Origin of the sequence: Demequina sp. NBRC 110052 (assembly GCF_002090075.1) — a bacterium.
Classification (GTDB): domain Bacteria; phylum Actinomycetota; class Actinomycetes; order Actinomycetales; family Demequinaceae; genus Demequina.
Map to the genome: position 1 here is coordinate 758543 of NZ_BBRI01000002.1, position 16821 is coordinate 775363.

The 16821-nt window shown below is 68.9% G+C and carries 23 protein-coding genes; 10 read left to right on the plus strand and 13 right to left on the minus strand.

The window, feature by feature from the left end; genetic code table 11:
• Positions 1 to 150: 150 nt before the first annotated feature.
• The 3 genes from B7K21_RS03695 (at position 151) to B7K21_RS03705 (ending at position 2554) form a co-directional block, all read left to right on the plus strand.
• Positions 151 to 606: a hypothetical protein gene (locus tag B7K21_RS03695; RefSeq protein WP_084073867.1), complete on the plus strand. Its 456-nt coding sequence runs from the start codon at positions 151 to 153 to the stop codon at positions 604 to 606.
• Positions 607 to 687: 81 nt separating this feature from the next.
• Positions 688 to 1206, plus strand: a complete 519-nt coding sequence (locus B7K21_RS03700) for a hypothetical protein (RefSeq protein WP_084073868.1) — start codon at positions 688 to 690, stop codon at positions 1204 to 1206.
• A gap of 115 nt (positions 1207 to 1321) precedes the next feature.
• Positions 1322 to 2554, plus strand: coding sequence for a mechanosensitive ion channel family protein (locus B7K21_RS03705; protein ID WP_234989167.1), 1233 nt, complete (start codon positions 1322 to 1324; stop codon positions 2552 to 2554).
• Positions 2555 to 2557: 3 nt separating this feature from the next.
• On the opposite strand, the gene B7K21_RS03710 is transcribed toward B7K21_RS03705, so the two are convergent.
• The 3 genes from B7K21_RS03710 to B7K21_RS12560 are packed head-to-tail and all read right to left on the minus strand — an operon-like array spanning position 2558 to position 3512.
• Positions 2558 to 3091, minus strand: coding sequence for a hypothetical protein (locus tag B7K21_RS03710; protein ID WP_144016048.1), 534 nt, complete (start codon positions 3089 to 3091; stop codon positions 2558 to 2560).
• Positions 3092 to 3117: 26 nt separating this feature from the next.
• On the minus strand, positions 3118 to 3372 hold the full coding sequence (locus B7K21_RS03715) for a hypothetical protein (RefSeq protein ID WP_084073871.1): 255 nt from the start codon (positions 3370 to 3372) through the stop codon (positions 3118 to 3120).
• Positions 3372 to 3512, minus strand: coding sequence for a hypothetical protein (locus B7K21_RS12560; protein ID WP_159448402.1), 141 nt, complete (start codon positions 3510 to 3512; stop codon positions 3372 to 3374). The genes B7K21_RS03715 and B7K21_RS12560 overlap by 1 nt, the downstream gene beginning before the upstream one ends.
• Here B7K21_RS12560 and B7K21_RS03720 point away from each other — a divergent pair.
• The 5 genes from B7K21_RS03720 (at position 3511) to heR (ending at position 7911) form a co-directional block, all read left to right on the plus strand.
• A complete protein-coding gene (locus B7K21_RS03720; protein WP_084073872.1) occupies positions 3511 to 3795 on the plus strand; it encodes a hypothetical protein in 285 nt (94 codons plus the stop codon). The genes B7K21_RS12560 and B7K21_RS03720 overlap by 2 nt on opposite strands.
• Positions 3796 to 3891: 96 nt before the next feature.
• Complete coding sequence (pgi, locus tag B7K21_RS03725) at positions 3892 to 5571, plus strand: glucose-6-phosphate isomerase (RefSeq protein WP_084073873.1); 1680 nt, start codon at positions 3892 to 3894, stop codon at positions 5569 to 5571.
• 186 nt (positions 5572 to 5757) lie between these two features.
• A complete protein-coding gene (locus B7K21_RS03730; RefSeq protein ID WP_084073874.1) occupies positions 5758 to 6705 on the plus strand; it encodes an aldo/keto reductase in 948 nt (315 codons plus the stop codon).
• Positions 6702 to 7070 carry a MerR family transcriptional regulator gene (locus B7K21_RS03735; protein WP_084073875.1) on the plus strand — a complete coding sequence of 123 codons (369 nt, stop codon included), beginning with the start codon at positions 6702 to 6704 and terminating at the stop codon, positions 7068 to 7070. The genes B7K21_RS03730 and B7K21_RS03735 overlap by 4 nt, the downstream gene beginning before the upstream one ends.
• Before the next feature lie 82 nt (positions 7071 to 7152).
• On the plus strand, positions 7153 to 7911 hold the full coding sequence (gene heR / locus B7K21_RS03740) for a heliorhodopsin HeR (protein ID WP_084073876.1): 759 nt from the start codon (positions 7153 to 7155) through the stop codon (positions 7909 to 7911).
• A 13-nt stretch (positions 7912 to 7924) separates the two neighbouring features.
• Here heR and deoD read toward each other — a convergent pair whose 3' ends face one another.
• The 5 genes from deoD to B7K21_RS03765 form a co-directional block, all read right to left on the minus strand.
• On the minus strand, positions 7925 to 8635 hold the full coding sequence (gene deoD, locus B7K21_RS03745; RefSeq protein ID WP_084073877.1) for a purine-nucleoside phosphorylase: 711 nt from the start codon (positions 8633 to 8635) through the stop codon (positions 7925 to 7927).
• Between the two features lie 41 nt (positions 8636 to 8676).
• A complete protein-coding gene (locus B7K21_RS03750) occupies positions 8677 to 9330 on the minus strand; it encodes a DsbA family oxidoreductase (protein WP_200806233.1) in 654 nt (217 codons plus the stop codon).
• Positions 9331 to 9501: 171 nt separating this feature from the next.
• Positions 9502 to 9861 carry a hypothetical protein gene (locus B7K21_RS03755; protein ID WP_084073878.1) on the minus strand — a complete coding sequence of 120 codons (360 nt, stop codon included), beginning with the start codon at positions 9859 to 9861 and terminating at the stop codon, positions 9502 to 9504.
• A gap of 1 nt (position 9862) precedes the next feature.
• Entirely contained in the window at positions 9863 to 10201 is a 339-nt protein-coding gene (gene uraH, locus B7K21_RS03760) for a hydroxyisourate hydrolase (RefSeq protein WP_084073879.1), read from the minus strand.
• The gene (locus B7K21_RS03765; RefSeq protein ID WP_234989168.1) at positions 10198 to 10674 is read right to left on the minus strand and encodes a 2-oxo-4-hydroxy-4-carboxy-5-ureidoimidazoline decarboxylase; all 477 of its coding nucleotides are present in this window, start codon (positions 10672 to 10674) and stop codon (positions 10198 to 10200) included. The genes uraH and B7K21_RS03765 overlap by 4 nt, the downstream gene beginning before the upstream one ends.
• A gap of 57 nt (positions 10675 to 10731) precedes the next feature.
• On the opposite strand from B7K21_RS03765, the gene B7K21_RS03770 reads away from it, so the two are divergent.
• Entirely contained in the window at positions 10732 to 11289 is a 558-nt protein-coding gene (locus tag B7K21_RS03770) for an NTP transferase domain-containing protein (protein WP_084074793.1), read from the plus strand.
• 25 nt (positions 11290 to 11314) lie between these two features.
• Here the strand turns inward: B7K21_RS03770 and B7K21_RS03775 are convergent, their stop codons facing one another.
• Positions 11315 to 12169, minus strand: a complete 855-nt coding sequence (locus tag B7K21_RS03775) for an aldo/keto reductase (RefSeq protein WP_084073881.1) — start codon at positions 12167 to 12169, stop codon at positions 11315 to 11317.
• A 39-nt stretch (positions 12170 to 12208) separates the two neighbouring features.
• Positions 12209 to 12952 carry an HNH endonuclease family protein gene (locus B7K21_RS03780; RefSeq protein WP_234989169.1) on the minus strand — a complete coding sequence of 248 codons (744 nt, stop codon included), beginning with the start codon at positions 12950 to 12952 and terminating at the stop codon, positions 12209 to 12211.
• A gap of 185 nt (positions 12953 to 13137) precedes the next feature.
• On the opposite strand from B7K21_RS03780, the gene B7K21_RS03785 reads away from it, so the two are divergent.
• Positions 13138 to 13362, plus strand: a complete 225-nt coding sequence (locus B7K21_RS03785) for a hypothetical protein (RefSeq protein WP_084073883.1) — start codon at positions 13138 to 13140, stop codon at positions 13360 to 13362.
• On the opposite strand, the gene B7K21_RS03790 is transcribed toward B7K21_RS03785, so the two are convergent.
• From B7K21_RS03790 to B7K21_RS03800, 3 genes are all read right to left on the minus strand, one after another.
• Entirely contained in the window at positions 13359 to 14216 is an 858-nt protein-coding gene (locus B7K21_RS03790) for a PhzF family phenazine biosynthesis protein (RefSeq protein WP_084073884.1), read from the minus strand. The genes B7K21_RS03785 and B7K21_RS03790 overlap by 4 nt on opposite strands.
• A gap of 84 nt (positions 14217 to 14300) precedes the next feature.
• A complete protein-coding gene (locus B7K21_RS03795) occupies positions 14301 to 15575 on the minus strand; it encodes an allantoate amidohydrolase (RefSeq protein ID WP_084073885.1) in 1275 nt (424 codons plus the stop codon).
• Positions 15572 to 16801: an alanine--glyoxylate aminotransferase family protein gene (locus B7K21_RS03800; protein WP_234989170.1), complete on the minus strand. Its 1230-nt coding sequence runs from the start codon at positions 16799 to 16801 to the stop codon at positions 15572 to 15574. Before B7K21_RS03800 ends, B7K21_RS03795 begins: the two co-directional genes overlap by 4 nt.
• Positions 16802 to 16821: the final 20 nt, after the last annotated feature.

Sequence of the window (16821 nt, forward strand, 5' to 3'; positions counted from 1 at the left end):
CACTTATGGGGGCGGAAGCGGCCGAAGCTGACCATTGCTTCCAGCTCGACGACCCATGTCGCTGCTGTTGCCCCCGACTCAGTAGCGTTCGTAAGGTGCGTTTAGGGGGATCGCGTCCCTTCCAGCGCGAACACGCACTCAGGGGGACCTTTGACGGCAGTCAGACGCATCACGAGCGCCGCGTTCGTGGTGTCAGCGGCTACGTGGCTCGCGGGATGCACCGCCAGCTCTGACGCCCAGGTGCCCGACGAATCGGACGTGGCGACTCTCGTGGAGCAGGCGTACAACTCACGCGACGACATGGCCACCCTGTGCGGCTTGGCGTCCTCACGAGGAATCTGCGAAGCGATGTTCCAAGGCGCTGGCGCCGCACCCACAGCCCAGCCGGAGGTTGTGTGCACTCAACCGTACGAGGGCCACGGGGACTACACGTCCGGACTGCTCGTGCGAACCGTGACGAAGGACAGCGCTGGCGCCGACATCGTGTTCGACACGCTCGCAGTTGACACCGATCAGGGCGCGAGGCTCATGAACGTCATCTACTGGGTGCCGCTTCGGGTCTCATACGGAGACACAACAGAGGACCTGGTCGACCTCACCTGTTGACCACGGGCGGGGCCGTCTCCGTCGACGTCGAGATCGGCAGTATGGGAGTGTGGAGACCAGGGACGACGCAGGGGGGCGACCATGGCCAACTCGATCGACGACCTCGCAGCGCAGCGCGAGTCGCGCCCGGCGCGCGAGAGGCCTCGATGGGGTGCTGGCATCGGCTTCGGGGCGGCGGCCGTCTTCATCGCTGCTCTGCTCCACACGTTCTCTCCGGGTTACACCCTGATCACCCACGGCGGCGCATTCATCGACGGACTGCACGCTCTTCTCGCGGCGATGTGGGGGCTTCTCTTCGCCGCCCTCTTCGCGGGCGTCATCGTGCTGGCAGCCCGCAACACCGATGCCGCACTCGTGGCAGCCGGAACCGTGCTCGTACTCCAAGTGCTTGCGACCATCGTCGGAGTGTTGCTCGCGTACGACTACATCCCCGGCCTCGAAGCCGCGCAGGAGAACTCGATCGCGGAGGCTGCACTGAGGATGCAGTTCTCCACAAGCACCTCGCTCCTCATCACCTCACTCGCTGGAGCATTCGTCGGCGGATGGCTCGTCGCGCGCCGGGATGCCGTCAATGAGCAGGGCAATCAGGCGAGACCTTAGGGCACTGCCCGCGCGCGGTCACCGCCTCGACCGCGAGCGCAGCGCGTAGCCAATCCTCACTCTGGGGTCACGTCCCTGAAACACCCCTCTCCTACTGTCGAAGGAACGACGAACGATGGGGAGGACCATGCTCGAGGACTGGATCACGTTCGGGGTCGCCGTGGCGATCAGCGTGGGCGCCGCCTTGCTTGCGGCGCTGGTGGTGGAGCTGGCGATGCGCGTGGTGGCGCGTCGGAACGACTGGGCGCGGTCCCTGATCAACCACACGCGCAAGCCCTTCTGGTCCCTAGCGCTGCTCGGCGGACTGTGGGCGGGCGTGGGCGCGGCCTTCCCCGCATCCTCGTGGCGCCCGATGCTGCTGCAGCTGTTCACGATCCTCGCTGTCGGCGTGATCGCCTGGCTTCTGATCGCGTTCGTGCAGTTCGTCACGGATCTCACGCTCGTGCACACGCGGATCGACATCCCTGACAATCGGGTGGCGCGCAAGCTGCGCACCCAGACGTTGATCATGCGGCGCCTCGCGATCGCGCTGATCGTGATCATCGCCGTGGGCGCCGCGTTGTTCACGTTCGACGAGGTGCGCGCGCTGGGGGCGAGCATCCTCGCCTCGGCCGGCATCGCATCGATCGTCGCGGGTCTCGCGGCACAGTCAGTGCTGGGCAACATCTTCGCGGGAATCCAGCTTGTGTTCTCCGACGCGCTGCGCGTGGACGACGTCATCGTCGCCGAGGGCGAGTGGGGTCGCGTGGGCGAGATCACGCTCACGTACGTGGTGCTGGACCTGTGGGATGACCGGCGCCTGGTGCTCCCCTGCACGTACTTCACGACCACGCCCTATCAGAACTGGACCCGGCAGGGTTCAGAGTTGCTCGGCTCCGTAGAGTTCGACCTGGACTGGCGCGTCTCGCCGCAGAAGATGCGCGAGCACCTCGAGCAAGTTCTCGCTGACGCGCCGCTCTACGACGGCCGCGCGAACGTGTTGCAAGTCACCGAGGCCACGTCGGGCTACGTCCGCGTCCGCATCCTCGTCACCGCCAAGGACGCGCCGACGCTGTACGACCTCAGGTGCTTTGTGCGCGAGGCGATGGTGCTGTGGATCCAGAGCGTCATGCCCGACGCGGCGCCCGCCCAGCGCGTGCTGGTCGCCGAGAACACACCCGCCAAGCCCACCCGACGCGGGAAGGCGCCGCAGAGCGAGCAGGCGGGCGAGAGCGGGCTGTTCACTGGCAGCGCCGAGGCGGAGGAGCGCGCCAGCCACTTCACCCACGGGGAGGCACGCGAGCGCCGTGACGACGACGTTCCGACGCCGATCGAGGAAAAGGTCACGGGTGAGGCGACGCGGCCCTGAGGATCAGTCCAGGGCGTAGGGCGACACGTAGGCGCGCAGCGCGTCGGGCATGATCGTGGCGCTGCCGAGCGTGACGTACGCCGTTCCGCCCTTACCCATGCCGAAGTCGCCGAGCATCGGTTGCAGCTCGGCGAAGTCCACGCCGACGGGCTCGCCCTCCTCGTACCGCGAGGCCGAGAAGAAGAAGTTGTAGTTGACCGTGCCTCCGAGCACGTCGCGCGCGATCACGAGGACCTCGTCGACCACCCGCGCCTGCTCGGCGGGCGTGAGCCCCTCGGCGAGGATGATCTGCGACGAGTACTGCACGTTGATTGGCAAGCCCGGCCGGGCGGAGGAGACGAAGCCATCCACCACGCCGTCCACCTCGAGGACGAGAGCCTCGGCCTCGTCGGCCACGACCTCGCCACCCGTCCACTGGGGCCACGCGCGTCCGATCGCGACGGCTGCGGTGACAAGCAGCACTACGACTACTACGCCCGACGCTATCCAGAGCACGCGGCGTGGCGTGCGTGTGCGCGGCGAGACAGTCTCAGTCACGTTGCTCCTCCCCCTTGCGTGGCAGGCTAACCGATCCTGCTGAGCGGGCGGCACTGGATCAACACCCACGAGAACCCATCCTGGCCATCTGTTGCTCTGTACGTGATTTCCAGGCGCGCATTCTCGAAGAAGATCTCGCTACCGAACCCCTGGGCGTGCATCGAGTAGTGAAGCCACACCCGGCAAGCTGAGTTCTCCGTCACGGCTTCGCCGATTCCCTCCGGATCGTCCCAAACCACGACAGTCGCCGCATCGTGCAGAACGTCGTCGCCATTCGTCATCACAGAAGCCTCACCTTGGCGGCAACGAGCAGGAATCCCTGGGCGAATGTGTTGTCCACCCTCGCCTGGAAGTTGAAGGTATCTGAGAAGTCGAATGGGATGGGACGCTGAGACGCCCAGCATGCGAGAATCGCGCCCATGCCCGTGGTCAGCAAGCGTATCGCCGAACGCATTGCCGACGACTTCGGCACCTCCGCGCCTCAGGTGATGAGCGCGCTCGAACGGCTGGACCTCAGCCACGAGGCAGACCCCGAGCGCGTGCACGCCGCGGTGACGCTCGTGGCGAAGGGCAACCGGGTGATGTTCGATGACGCGCTCGAGCACGCCCGCGAGGACTGGCGCGACCTGCTCACGCGCGCTCGCCTCGAGACCGACGGCTGGCGCGCGAAGCTCGACTACGAGCTCGGCCTCGACGAGCACTGAGCGGCACAGGACACTCAGCCCCGGCGTCGGGCGTGTCCCCCACCCAAGCCCACGGTCCCGGTGACGCGTCCTCTCAACGGCACTAGCCTGGAGGGCGTGAACGCACCCATCGATTGCACCGCTACGTCCGCCTGGGCCGAGCTCGAGGCCCACAAGTCCGCCTTCACCCCCGATCTGCGCGGCTGGTTCGCCGCCGACGCGGGCCGTGTGGAGCGCTTCAGCCTTCCGCTGGCCGACCTGCACGTGGACCTGTCCAAGAACCTCGTGACCGACGAGATCCTCGCCAGCCTCGTGAAGCTCGCCGAGGAGACCGGCGTCGCCGACCGCTACGCCGCGATGCTCGCGGGCGAGCACATCAACACCACCGAGGACCGCGCCGTGCTGCACACCGCGCTGCGCCGTCCTGCCGGCGCGGAGCCGCAGCTCGTCGTCGACGGCCAGAACGTGGACGAGGACGTGCACGAGGTCCTGAGCGCCATGTCCGAGTTCGCCGAGCGCGTCCGCTCCGGCGAATGGTTGGGCATCACCGGCAAGAAGGTCGAGACGGTCGTCAACATCGGCATCGGCGGCTCCGACCTGGGCCCCGTCATGGTCTACGAGGCACTCGAGCCCTACGCGACCGCCGGCATCGAGGCACGCTTCGTCTCGAACATCGACCCCACGGACATGGGTCAGAAGGTCAAGGGCCTCGACCCCGAGACCACGCTGTTCATCGTCGCCTCGAAGACCTTCACCACGCTCGAGACCCTCACCAACGCGCGCCTCGCACGCGACTGGCTGTGGACCGCGCTGGCCGAGGCCGGCGTCTCCGTCGCCACCGACGAGGAGAAGTCCGACGCCGTGGCCCATCACTTCGTCGCCGTCTCCACCGCACTCGACAAGGTCGCGGCCTTCGGCATCGACCCGACCAACGCGTTCGGCTTCTGGGATTGGGTGGGCGGCCGCTACAGCGTCGACTCGGCCATCGGCCTGTCGCTGTCCATCTCGCTCGGCCCCGACGTCTTCGGCGACCTGCTCGAGGGCTTCCACGCCGTCGACCGCCACGTGGCCGAGACCCCGCTCGAGAAGAACGTGCCCGTCCTCATGGGCCTTCTCAACGTCTGGTACGTGAACTTCCTGGGCGCGCAGTCGCACGCCGTGCTGCCCTACGCCCAGCAGTTGCACCGCTTCGCGGCGTACCTGCAGCAGCTCACCATGGAGTCCAACGGGAAGTCGGTCCGCTGGGACGGCTCCCCCGTCACCACGGAGACCGGCGAGATCTTCTGGGGCGAGCCCGGCACCAACGGCCAGCACGCGTTCTACCAGCTGATCCACCAGGGCACGAAGCTCATCCCGGCTGACTTCATCGCCGTGGTCAACCCCGCTTACCCGCTTGAGGACGGCGGCCAGGACGTGCACGCGCTGTTCCTCGCCAACTTCCTCGCGCAGACCAAGGCGCTGGCGTTCGGCAAGACGGCCGACGAGGTGCGTGCCGAAGGCACCGAGGGCCCCCTCGTGGCCGCGCGCACGTTCGCAGGCAACCGACCGACCACGTCGATCTTCGCGCCCTCGCTGACGCCGCAGGTGCTCGGCCAGCTCATCGCACTGTACGAGCACATCACCTTCACGCAGGGCGTGATCTGGGGCATCAACTCGTTCGACCAGTGGGGCGTGGAGCTGGGCAAGAAGCTCGCGCTCGAGATCGCGCCGGCGATCGAGGGCGACGACGAGGCCCTCGCTTCGCAGGACGCCTCGACGCAGGCGCTCATCGCGTACTACCGGGCGAACCGCAAGTAGTCAGCGCCCGGCGCACACCGCGCCCGCTGACAGTGTGAACCACTCTCAGATCCGACACCCCGCGATCCCGACCAGCATCGGTCGAGATCGCGGGGTGTCGCGCGTCGGCTCGGTTCGCACTGTTGGGGTACTCAGGCCCATTGGCCGGCTTGACCTGGAGCGCGCTCCAGGGTCTTCACTGGCGGCATGGACACCACCTTCACAGGACAGATCGCGCTCGGCGCGATGTACTTCGGCACCCGGCAGAGCCGGGACGAATCGTTCGCGATCCTCGATCGTTTCGCCGAGCTCGGCGGACGCTGGCTCGACACCTCCGACAACTACAGCTTCTGGGAGAGCGAGACCGGCCACGGCGGAGCGAGCGAGCGCATGCTCGGAGACTGGTTCGCCGCCAACCCCGGCGCCCGGGAGCGCATGTGGATCTCCACCAAGCTGGGCGCCGAACCGCTCGTCGCAGGCCGCTGGCCCGAAACGATGGAAGGACTCTCGCGGGACGCGGTCGAGCGGGCGCTCGCCGGATCGCTGGAACGCCTCGGCACCGACCACGTCGACCTGCTGTGGGCGCACGTCGAGGACCGCGCGACGCCGCTGGACGAACAGGTCGAGGCGCTCGGCGCGACCGTCGCGGACGGGCGCGTGGGCCGGCTCGGCGCCTCCAACCACGCGACCTGGCGCGTCGAACGCGCCCGTGCCATCGCATCGGGCATGGGCCTCGCCGGCTACAGCGCGCTGCAGCTCCGTCACACCTACCTGCAGCCGGTGCCGTTCGTGCCGCTCGTGGAAGGCGGGCACGTGACGGCCTCGCCAGAGGCCCTCGACTATGCGCGAGTGGAGGAGCTGGGCCTGTGGGCGTACAGCACCCTCCTCAGCGGCGCCTACGCCCGCGACGATAGGCCACTCCAGGAGGCCTACGTGCACGGGGACACGACGAGGCGCCTCGCCGCGCTCGACGCGGTCGCCAGAGATGTGGGAGCCACGCGCAACCAGGTGGTGCTGGCCTGGCTGCTCCAGAACGATCCCGCTGTCACGCCCATCGTCGGGGTCTCCTCCATCGCCCAGTTGGACGAGATGATGGCATCCCGCGAACTGACCCTCGACGACGATGCCCGAGCCATGCTGGACTTGGCCTCATGACAGTCATCCAGGGCAGCAGCATCGGCGAGGCCGCCGACGCCACCGGGCTCACCGAGGACGCGCTGCGCTACTACGAGCGAGAGGGGCTCGTGGGTCCGATCGCGCGGGACGCCTTCGGACACCGGCGCTACACGGAGCAGGACCTCGCGTGGATCGGCATCGTCACGTGCTTGCGCGACGCCGGGCTCGGCATCGCCGACCTCCGCAGGTTCACGACGCTGCTCCATGCGGACGGCGAACCGACCGAGCGTGCGACCTTCCTGCTCCGCCGGCGAGCGGAACTCGTGCGACAGCGCGAGTCGCTGGACGCGGCCATCACAGTGCTCGACGGCAAGATCGCCTACTACGGCGCCGACGGTGCCTAGCCCTGCCGCCTGGGGAGTCCCGCGCGAGGCGAACAGGTTGCCCCTCACAGCACCGTTCACCGTCGAACGCTGAGGAGGCACCGTGGACACGGCACTGGCACGACTGAGGCCCTTCAACCTGATCGCAGGCCTGCTGCACCTGGCGTCTTTCGTCGGGATCCTGATCCTCGCCAACGACGCCTCGCTCCCCGTACGCGCGACCTACCTCAACGGGCCGCCCGGCTCGGACGCCTTCGGGGACCCGGTCACCCTGTTCTCGATCAACATCGCACACGCCGTCGCAGGCTTCCTGCTGCTGTCCGCGATCTTCCACTTCTTGGTGATCTCGCCGGTGTTCTTCCCCCGCTACACCGCGGGTCTCAAGCAGAACCGCAACACGTTCCGCTGGGTCGAGTACTCGCTGTCGTCGTCGATCATGATCGTGCTGATCCTGCAGCTGAACGGCATCGCCGACTACGCCGCTCTCGCGGGACTGTTCGCCGTGAACGCCAGCATGATCCTGTTCGGCTGGCTGCAGGAGCGCTACGCGACGCCCGGAGACGGCGACCTGCTGCCGTTCATCTTCGGCAGCATGGTCGGGATCGTGCCGTGGCTGATCATCGCGATCAACCTCATCGGCCCCGGCAATACGAGCGACGTGACGGTGCCCGGCTTCGTGTGGGGCATCATCGTGTCGCTGTTCGTCTTCTTCAACGCTTTCGCGGTGGTCCAATGGCTGCAGTACCGCGCCAAGGGCAAGTGGGCCGACTATCTACGCGGCGAGCGCGCCTACATCGTGCTCAGTCTCGTCGCCAAGACCGCCCTCGCATGGCAGGTCTTCTCGGGAGCGCTCGCCGCGTAGCGGCACACCGCCGTCAGGCGCGCGTCAGCGCTCCGAGAGCGACGGAGACCATGCCTGCGAACGTCTTCTCGCGATCGTCGGCGTCGAGGAACTCGCCGCGCACCACGTGGTCGGACACGGTGCCGATCATGAGCGCCTCGACACCCTCGGCTGCTGCCACGGCGTAGAGCCCCGCGGCCTCCATCTCCACCGCGAGGGTGCCGTAGGCCGCGAGGCGCGGCACGAGCGTCTCGTCGGGCTGGTAGAACGCATCGGACGTGAGCACAGGGCCCACGCGCAGAGGCGTGCCCGAAGCGTCGGCATGCTCGGCGGCCGCACGCAGCAGCGCGAACGACGGCGCATGCGAGTAGTGCACTCCCGGAAGACGGTGCGCGGTCATCGCTGAGTCGGTGTGCGCCGCAGAGGCTGCGACCACGTCGCCCAGCTGCAGGTCCTCGTGGATGCCACCCACCGTTCCCACGCGCACGAGCCGCTTCACGCCGTAGTGGCGGATCAGCTCTGTCGTGTAGATGGTGGCGGACGGCATGCCCATCCCCGTTGCCATGACGGACATCGGCCGGCCCTGGTAGGTGCCGGTGTACCCGAGGATGCCGCGCACCTCTGTCACGAGTTCGGCGCCGTCAAGGAACGTCTCGGCGATGCGGGTGGCGCGGCGCGGGTCGCCGGGAAGCAGGACGTCGGGGGCGAAGGCGCCGTCAGGCGCGGAGATGTGCGGAGTAGGCATGGCCCGAGCCTACGTCCCGCAGATGACGCTCAGATGTCGGATCAGGCCTCGAGCACCGCAGCCTCGGCGTGCTCCTTGGAGCGCTGCAGCGCGGTCTCGAACACCTCGGTGGGTTGCGCACCGGAGACGGCGAAGGCCCGGTCGAACACGAAGAACGGCACACCACTCGCACCGAGTGCGGCCGCCTCGTCGATGTCGGCCTGGACCGCAGCGTCGTACTCGTCGGTGGCAAGCATCGCCCGCACCGCCTCGGCGTCAAGCCCCACCTCGGCCGCGAGGGAAGCGAGCACGGAGGCGTCGTCCACGACGGCACCCTCGGTGAACTGCGCGCGGAGCAGTCGATCCTTCATCGCGTCGCCGAGACCGTGCCCCTGTGCCATGTGCAGCACACGGTGCGCGTCGCGCGTGTTCGCCTGGATGTAGGAATCGAAGTTGTACTCGAGCCCCTCCTCGGCGCCCAGGTCGATGAGCCGCTGGTTCATCTGCTGGATCTGCTCGGGCGGGGCGTTGAACTTCTTCGCGAGCGCCTCTGCGTGGGGAGTGTGCTCGCCGTGCGGGATCGACGGGTCGAGCTGGAAGCTCTTCCACGTGATGGACACCGCGCCGTCGAAGCCGTCGATCGCGTTCTCGAGGCGACGCTTGCCCAGGTAGCACCACGGGCACGCGACATCGGACCAGACTTCGACAGAGATCATGGGGTTCCTTCCAGGATGCGGGGCGCGCACGGGGCGGCTCTCGCCAGGCCGACGCGCGTCACGCTGATCACGAGGATCGTGCAATGAAAGAGGATTCGCCCGGGGACTGGCGAACCCTCTTTCGCCACCAACGAACCTTCCCACCGGGGTATTCCCGCGCGCTCAGAGAAGTCAGAGGAGATCCCGACGCGGCGGCTGCTCACCTTCCTGCACCTCGAATGCGGGATGGCGCCGCTGCTCTGGTTGCGCCGCTGGCGGCTCGGAGTCAGGCAGGGCATGCGGGCCGACGGCACTCACCACAAGCCGGTACGCGAGCGCGAGCAGCCCGATGCTGACCATCGCTCGGAACACGAAGATGAACGCGAAAGCGTTGCGCGCCTCGGGGATGTCCTCGGTGGCGTAGCTCACGACGAAGTTGATCCACCACAGCACCACGGCTGCCACGATCACGCCTGCCCAGATCACGCGGCGCCGGGCGCGCGGCTCGGACGGCATGCGCCACCGCACTCGCCAGTCGCGGTCCACGCGCATGTCAGCTCCCGCGATACGTCGAGTACGCGAACGGGCTGAGGAGCAGCGGCACGTGATAGTGGTCGTCGCCGGTGACCTCGAACGCGATCTCCACCTCGGGGTAGAACGTGGGGACGCTGCGTCGCGCGAAGTAGACGCCGGTGTCGAAGCGCACCTGGTAGACGCCGGGCTCGAGCCGCTCGGGCCCCAGGTCCTTGACGCGCCCGTCGGCGTCCGTCAGACCCTGAGCGACGGCTTCCCAGCCCTCGGCGCCTCGGCGCGACAGGGTCACGGCAATGCCCGACGCTGGGGTTCCGGCGACGGCGTCGAGCACGTGGGTGGTCACATGGCTCACCATCAGAACTTCTCCTCGTACGTCGCGCGGAGCCGCAACAGGGCGATGCCGCGCAGCTGGTCCGCGACCTCGGCGAGCTCGGCCTTCGCGGGGTTCCCGAGCCGGCGTTCGAGCTCGGCGACGATCTCCGCACGCGAGCGCCCGGCGGCGCGGATCAGGAACACGCGCCCGAACCTGCGCTCGTACAGCGCGTTGAGGTCGGCAAGGTGCGCGGCGAGCACCTCGTCCTCGTCGGCGGAGGCGGCCTGCTCGGAGGCGGAGAACGCGGCCTCGGCGCCAGAACCGGTGGCCTTCTCCCCGATGCGCGGGTGGGCGGCGAGCGCCTCCTCGATCTCCGCTTCGCTGAGCGGGGTCGCGATGGAGACGGCGGTGCGCTCCATCTCGAGCATCGAGTCGAAGTCCTGCTCCGCCATCGCATCGGCCCAGCGTGCTACCCGCAGGCAGGCGAGCAACTCCTCACGATTCGGCGTCACGGTCACGGCATCTCCCCTGGTTCGGCGGCTGGCACGCGGCAAGCCTTGCGTACTGTGTCCAGTATGACAACGCACGTGGCCGGAGTAGTGCTCGCGGCGGGCGACGGCAGCCGCGCGGGGGGTCCCAAGGCTCTGCGGCATGCGCCCGACGGGCGGGCGTGGCTCACGCTCGCAGCCGAGGCTCTGCGGACCGCTGGCTGCTCTCCGGTGTTCGTGGTGCTGGGGGCCGAGGCGCAGAGGGCGTTGGCCCTGGTGCCGCAGTGGGCCATGCCGGTGGTCGCCCGCGACTGGATGGAGGGACAGTCAGCGTCGCTTCGGGCGGCACTGCGGGCGGCAGGAACGACTCCTGCCGACGCGCTCCTCATCACCCTCGTGGACCTTCCCGAGCAGACGCCCGACGCTGCACGCCGAGTGCTCGCCGCCGCGCAGGGCACCGCTTCGCTCGCCCGGGCGACGTTCGACGGCGCGCCCGGGCATCCCGTACTGATCGGCCGGGATCACTGGGCGCCGCTGCGCGAGACCCTGACTGGAGACGAGGGCGCGCGCGCCTACCTGGCCGACCACGGCGTCGGGCTGGTGGACTGCACTGACCTGGGCGGCGGGGCGGACGTCGACGACTGACCCGGCCACGTCGTCGGGCCGTCTCCTACGTGGTCTGCCGCACGGGAATGGCTCGCACCGCGAGGCCCATCAGCCACCGCGGCAACGGGCGGCGGCCACGTCCGCGATCCAGCCCCGCGATGGAGGCCATCTCCTCATCGCTGAGCGCGAAGTCGAAGATCGCGATGTTCTCGGCGATGTGACCGGCGCTAGTGGACTTGGGGATCGCGACGTAGCCGGACTGCACCTGCCAGCGCAGGATGACCTGCGCCACGCTCTTGCCGTACTTGTCCGCGAGTGCGACGAGGACGGGATCGCGAAGGAGCTCGGGCGAGGCCTTGCCGATCGGCTCCCACGCCTCGGGCACGGTGCCGTCGGCGGCGTGCGCGGCATCGAGTTCCGGGCGCTGTATGTAGGGGTGACGCTCCACCTGATTCACGGCCGGCGGGACCGAGGCGAAGGAGCGCAGCCGCTCCAGGTCGGACGGGATGAAGTTGCTGACGCCGATGGCGCGTGCGCGGCCCGCGGCCACCTCCGGCTCGAGCGCACGCCACGCGGCAGGCCAGTCGCCGTACGGCTGGTGGAGGAGCATGAGGTCCACGTAGTCGGTGCCGAGGCGCTCAAGCGACTCACTGAAGGCCACAGGCGTACGCGTTGCCCCGAAGTCACGCACCCAGATCTTGGTGGTGAGGAAGATCTCCTCGCGAGGCACTCCCGACTCGGCGATCGCGCGACCCACCGCACTCTCGTTTCCGTACACCGCGGCGGTGTCGATGAGGCGGTAGCCGGCATCGAGCGCCGTGCGGACGGCACGGATGCAGTCCTCGGCCCGGGTGACGCGATAGACGCCGAGGCCCAGCATCGGCATCTCGACGCCGTTGTTCAGCGTGACGGTCTCCATGTGTTCTCTCCTCGTGGCTGGCGGGCCGGGCGCGCGAACTCAGCGCCCCACGTTGTCAGCAACGATGGGCTGCGCGCCAAAATTCGGCAGCGGCTCGTCGGGGCACGTGTCGAGCACATCGAGCATCGCGTCGAGCTCGGCCTGCGTGACCCACACGTCGTACTTGGTCTTCACCGCCACCTGGCGCGCGACGTACTCGCAGCGATAGGTGCGGTCCGGCGGGAGCCACGTCGCAGCGTCGGAGTCTCCCTTGGCGCGGTTCTCTGCGGCGGAGACGGGCTCGAGGTTGAGAGGGTCGTTCGCGAACGCGACGCGCTGGGCGTACTCCCACTGCGCGGCGCCCTTCTGCCAGGCATCCGAGAGCGCGACCAGGTGGTCGATGTCCACCTCGCTCGCGCCCCCGCGCTCGAACACGATCAGCTCGCCCGTGAACGGGTCGTCGAGCGTGCCGCTGAGGACGACGCAGTCCCCGTCCATCACGAGCGCGGTCAGCCGCAGCGCGAGCTCGTCGTTGCGGGTGTCGCAGCCGTTGCGGTCCACATCCACCCAGCCCGAACCGAACTCGTCGCGCTCGTAGCCGGTCTTCGCCGCACGGCCCTTGACGGTCAGGTCCAGAGCCGCCGCATGTGCCGTGCCGTAGGCCGTGGGAGGCTTGGGTTCTGACTGCTCGGCATTGCGCGTCCACGCCTGGATCGACCCCAATACCAGGACTATCGCGATCACCGGCAGCGCGATCGCCCTGACGTTGCCTCCCGGGCCGCGCGCCATGCGCCGTCGTGCCACGCTCGCCTCCCGGGGTCAGTATCGGCATCGCATGTCCGACGCTCGGGCCCGATTCTCCCCCGCGCCGCCTCACGCTCGGGGAGGGCACGCCGCCTTGATCCCCAGTCCCGCGCCTTGCGATGACGGCGCGGGTAGGCTCGCCCGCATCGGCGTCACCGTGGACGCCCCTGCGAGTGGAGGTCGCGATGGCGAAGTGGAGCACCGGCGAGAAGGGCATCGCATGGCTGGGGGTCGGCATCGCGCTCATCGTCGTCGCACCCGTGGGCTTCGACGGCGCGTGGACCGGCGTCGCGGTCGTGCTCGGCGCGATCGCTCTCGCCTATGGCGGCTGGCTCGCGTGGACCGGAATGCGCAAGGACAAGGACGACGCACCCGGCTCCGACGACGAGCCGACGACGCCGGAGAGCTAGACCGAGATCGTCCCGCTGATCGCCACGTCGGAGGCGCCGCCCACCCAGATCTGCCCCTCGCCGTCCTGCGTGAGGAACACGCGGCCGTCGCGGCCCAGCGCGGTCCCCTGACGCGCGGTGTACGGCGCGGCGACATGACCGGACTCGGTGAGCCATTGTGCGAGCGACGCATTGAGGCTGCCGGTGACGGGGTCCTCGCGCAGCGGCCCGGCGTCGTGGCCGAAGAAGGCGCGCACTTCCACGTCGGCGGGCCCGTCGGAGGCGTGCAGCCCTGCGACGCCGATGTCCCAACGGCCTTCGCTGGACGAGCCGGGGGCGAGCGAGGGCTCGAGGGCGAGCACCGCGTCGGCGTCGCGCAGCAGCAAGCCCACCCAGCCCGGACCGTTGTCGACCCACGCGGAGTCGACCACGGCGTCAGGCTCGATGCCAAGCACCGCGCACACCTCGGCGAGGTACTGGTCGGAGACCGCGCCGGTGCGCACGCGCGGTGGCGCGGCGAAGGCCAGAGTGTCGTCCTCGATCCTGACCGGCACCAGGCCGGCACCGCACTCCTGGATGACCACACCGTCGGACGCGGGCACTCCCCCGGCATCGAGCCACGCGCGCGCGGTGCCGAGCGTCGGGTGTCCCGCGAAGGGCAGTTCAGTGGAGAGCGAGAAGATGCGGACGCGGTAGTCGGCCTCGGGCGTGGTGGGCGGAAGCACGAACGTGCACTCCGAGAGGTTCGTCCACTCGGAGATCGCGACCATCTGCTCGGTGGTGAGGCCCTCGGCGTCCAGCAACACGGCGAGGGGGTTGCCGGAGAAGGGGCCGGAGCCGAAGACGTCGAGCTGGCGGAATGGGTGCGTCGTCATACGCCCGACGCTACGGCCAGCACGCAGGGCAGGTCGCCTTCGACTGGCACCGGTTGAGCAGCGGTGGTGTACCCGGAGTTGGAGTCAGAAGGTGCGGGCGAGGTCCAGGACCGCCGCCTCGAAGGCGTCGAGCGCGAGCGCCACATCAGCTTCGATCACCGACTCGTCCTTGTGATGCGAGATCCCGCCACCGCAGCGAATGAACAGCATCGCGTAGTCCGTGAGCGACGCGATGGCCATCGCATCGTGACCAGCCTTGGACAACAGCTCCAGCGGAGCGGTGTCACCGGTCGCGGCGATGCCTGCGCGGATCGCCTCGGCGAGCCGCTCCCCCACCACGGTCGCCTCGGCGTCATGGCGTTCGACGGCCTGGAAGTCGAGGTTCCTCGCGGCCGCGACCTTCGCAGCCTGCTCCTGGATGAGATCCCAGACGCGGTCGCGCAGTTCGTCGGTCTCCGCGCGCAGGTCAAGCGAGAACTCGGCGCGGCCGGGAATGACGTTGGCCGCGCCCGGATACGCCTGCATGCGTCCGACGGTGCCGATCGCCCCGTGATCGCGGGCGAGGGTCTCTATCACGGTGACCACCTCGGACGCACCGAGCAGCGCGTCGCGTCGACGGCCATACGGCATGCCGCCCGCGTGGCCAGCCTCCCCCACCATGGTGAGGTCGAAGCGGCGCGCGCCCATGATGCCGGTGACGACGCCGAGCGCTCGGTCGGCATCCTCGAGCAGCGGGCCCTGCTCGATGTGTGCCTCGAGGTAGCCGAGGACCCGCTCACGCGGCAGCGCCGCCTCCTCGATGCGCGCCGGGTCGAGGCCGAATGCCTCGAAGGCGGTGCGCAGCGAAATGCCTTGCGCGTCGCGCAGTTCCCACCACGAGTCCTGCCATGCGCCCGCGACCGCGCACGAGCCGAGCAGAGTGCGGCCGAAGCGAGTGCCCTCCTCGTCCGCGAAGCCGAGCACCTCGATGCCGAACGGGAGGCGCACGCCCTTGGCCTCCAGTCGCCCCACGACCGCGATGGCCATGAGAGTGCCAAGGATGCCGTCGTAGCGACCGGCTCCCGGCACGGTGTCCAGGTGGGATCCGAGCAGCAGCACAGGCGAGTCGTCCCGCGGGCCCGCGAGTGTGCCGCGCTGATTGCCTGCCGCGTCCTGCCACGGCTCGAGTCCGGCCTGCGCCATCCACTCGCCCACGGTCCAGTTGGTGCGCGCGTGCTCCGCGGTCAGGTACGACCGCTCGATCGCGCCCACGCGCGAGCTGTGCGTGGCGAGGATGTCGCAGCGCTCCAGGATCTCGGCGGCTGAGAACGGCACATCGCCGTCCTTGTCGTCGCCGTTCAGCCACTCGGGAAGGCTCACGCGTCGACCTCCGCGTAGACGCGGTAGGCCTCGTCGACGCCGCCGCCGGCCGGCAGGCCGAAGCCGTGGCGTCGCAGCACCGCCTCAAGGGCCGCCAAGGTGGTCAGCACCGCGTCCTGGCGGGCGTTGTAGCCCATGGTGCCGATGCGCCACACCTTGCCCTGCAGCGGGCCGAAGCTCGTGCCGATCTCGATGCCGAAGTCGAGCAGCATCGCGGATCGCACCGCCTCGCCCTCGACGCCCTCAGGAATCACGACGCCGACGATGTTTGACATCTTGTGCTCCAGGTCACCGAAGACCTCGAGACCCAGCCCCTGCACGCCGGCCATCATCGCGCGGCCGTGCAGCGCGTGGCGGGCCTGGAAGCGACTGAGCCCCTCCTCGAGCACAATGCGGGCGCACTCGCGCGCGCCGTAGAGCATGGTCGTGGCCTCAGTGTGGTGGTTGAGGCGTCGCTCGGACCAGTAGTCGAAGACCATCGACATGTCGAAGTAGTTGGAGCGAATGGGGTGGGCCGCGACGGCATCGCCTTCGGTACGGATGCCCGCTTCGATGCTCTTGCGGGAGTTGATGACTCCCTCGGCACGAGGGCTGAAGGTCGCGGGCGCCGAACCGGAGGGCCCACCGAGGCACTTCTGCAGGCCACCGGTCGCGATGTCCACGCCCCACTCGTCGGTGAGGAACTCATTGCCGCCGATCGATGCGGTCACGTCTGCGTACAGCAGCGTGCCGTACTTCGCGCACAGCTCCGCGAGTCCGTCGAACGGCTGCACCACCGTGGTCGAGGTGTCGCCGTGCACCACCGCGAGGAGCTTGGGCTGGACCTTCGCCATCGCCTCCGCGATCAGCTCGTACGGCGCCACCTGGCCCCAGGGGATGTCCACAGTGTGCACCTCGGCGTCGCAGCGTCGGGCGATCTCGACGAGCAGGTGGCCGAAGCGACCCATGACGGGGACCAGCACCTTGTCGCCCGGCTCGAGCACCGAGACGAGGGCGGCCTCGATCGCGCCGCGCGAGGTCGAGTCCACGAGCAGCGTCTGCTCATGCGAAGTGACGAAGACTCGGCGGTAGAGCTCCATGACCTCGTTCATCGCGTGGGTCATGAACGGGTCGTACTGACCCACCAGCTGGGCCGACATTGCACGCAGCACGCGCGGGTCGGCCGTGATGGGGCCGGGCCCCATGAGCAGGCGCGCCGGCGGGTTGATCGGCCCGGGCAGGGTCATCGCTCCTCCAGGAATGTTGA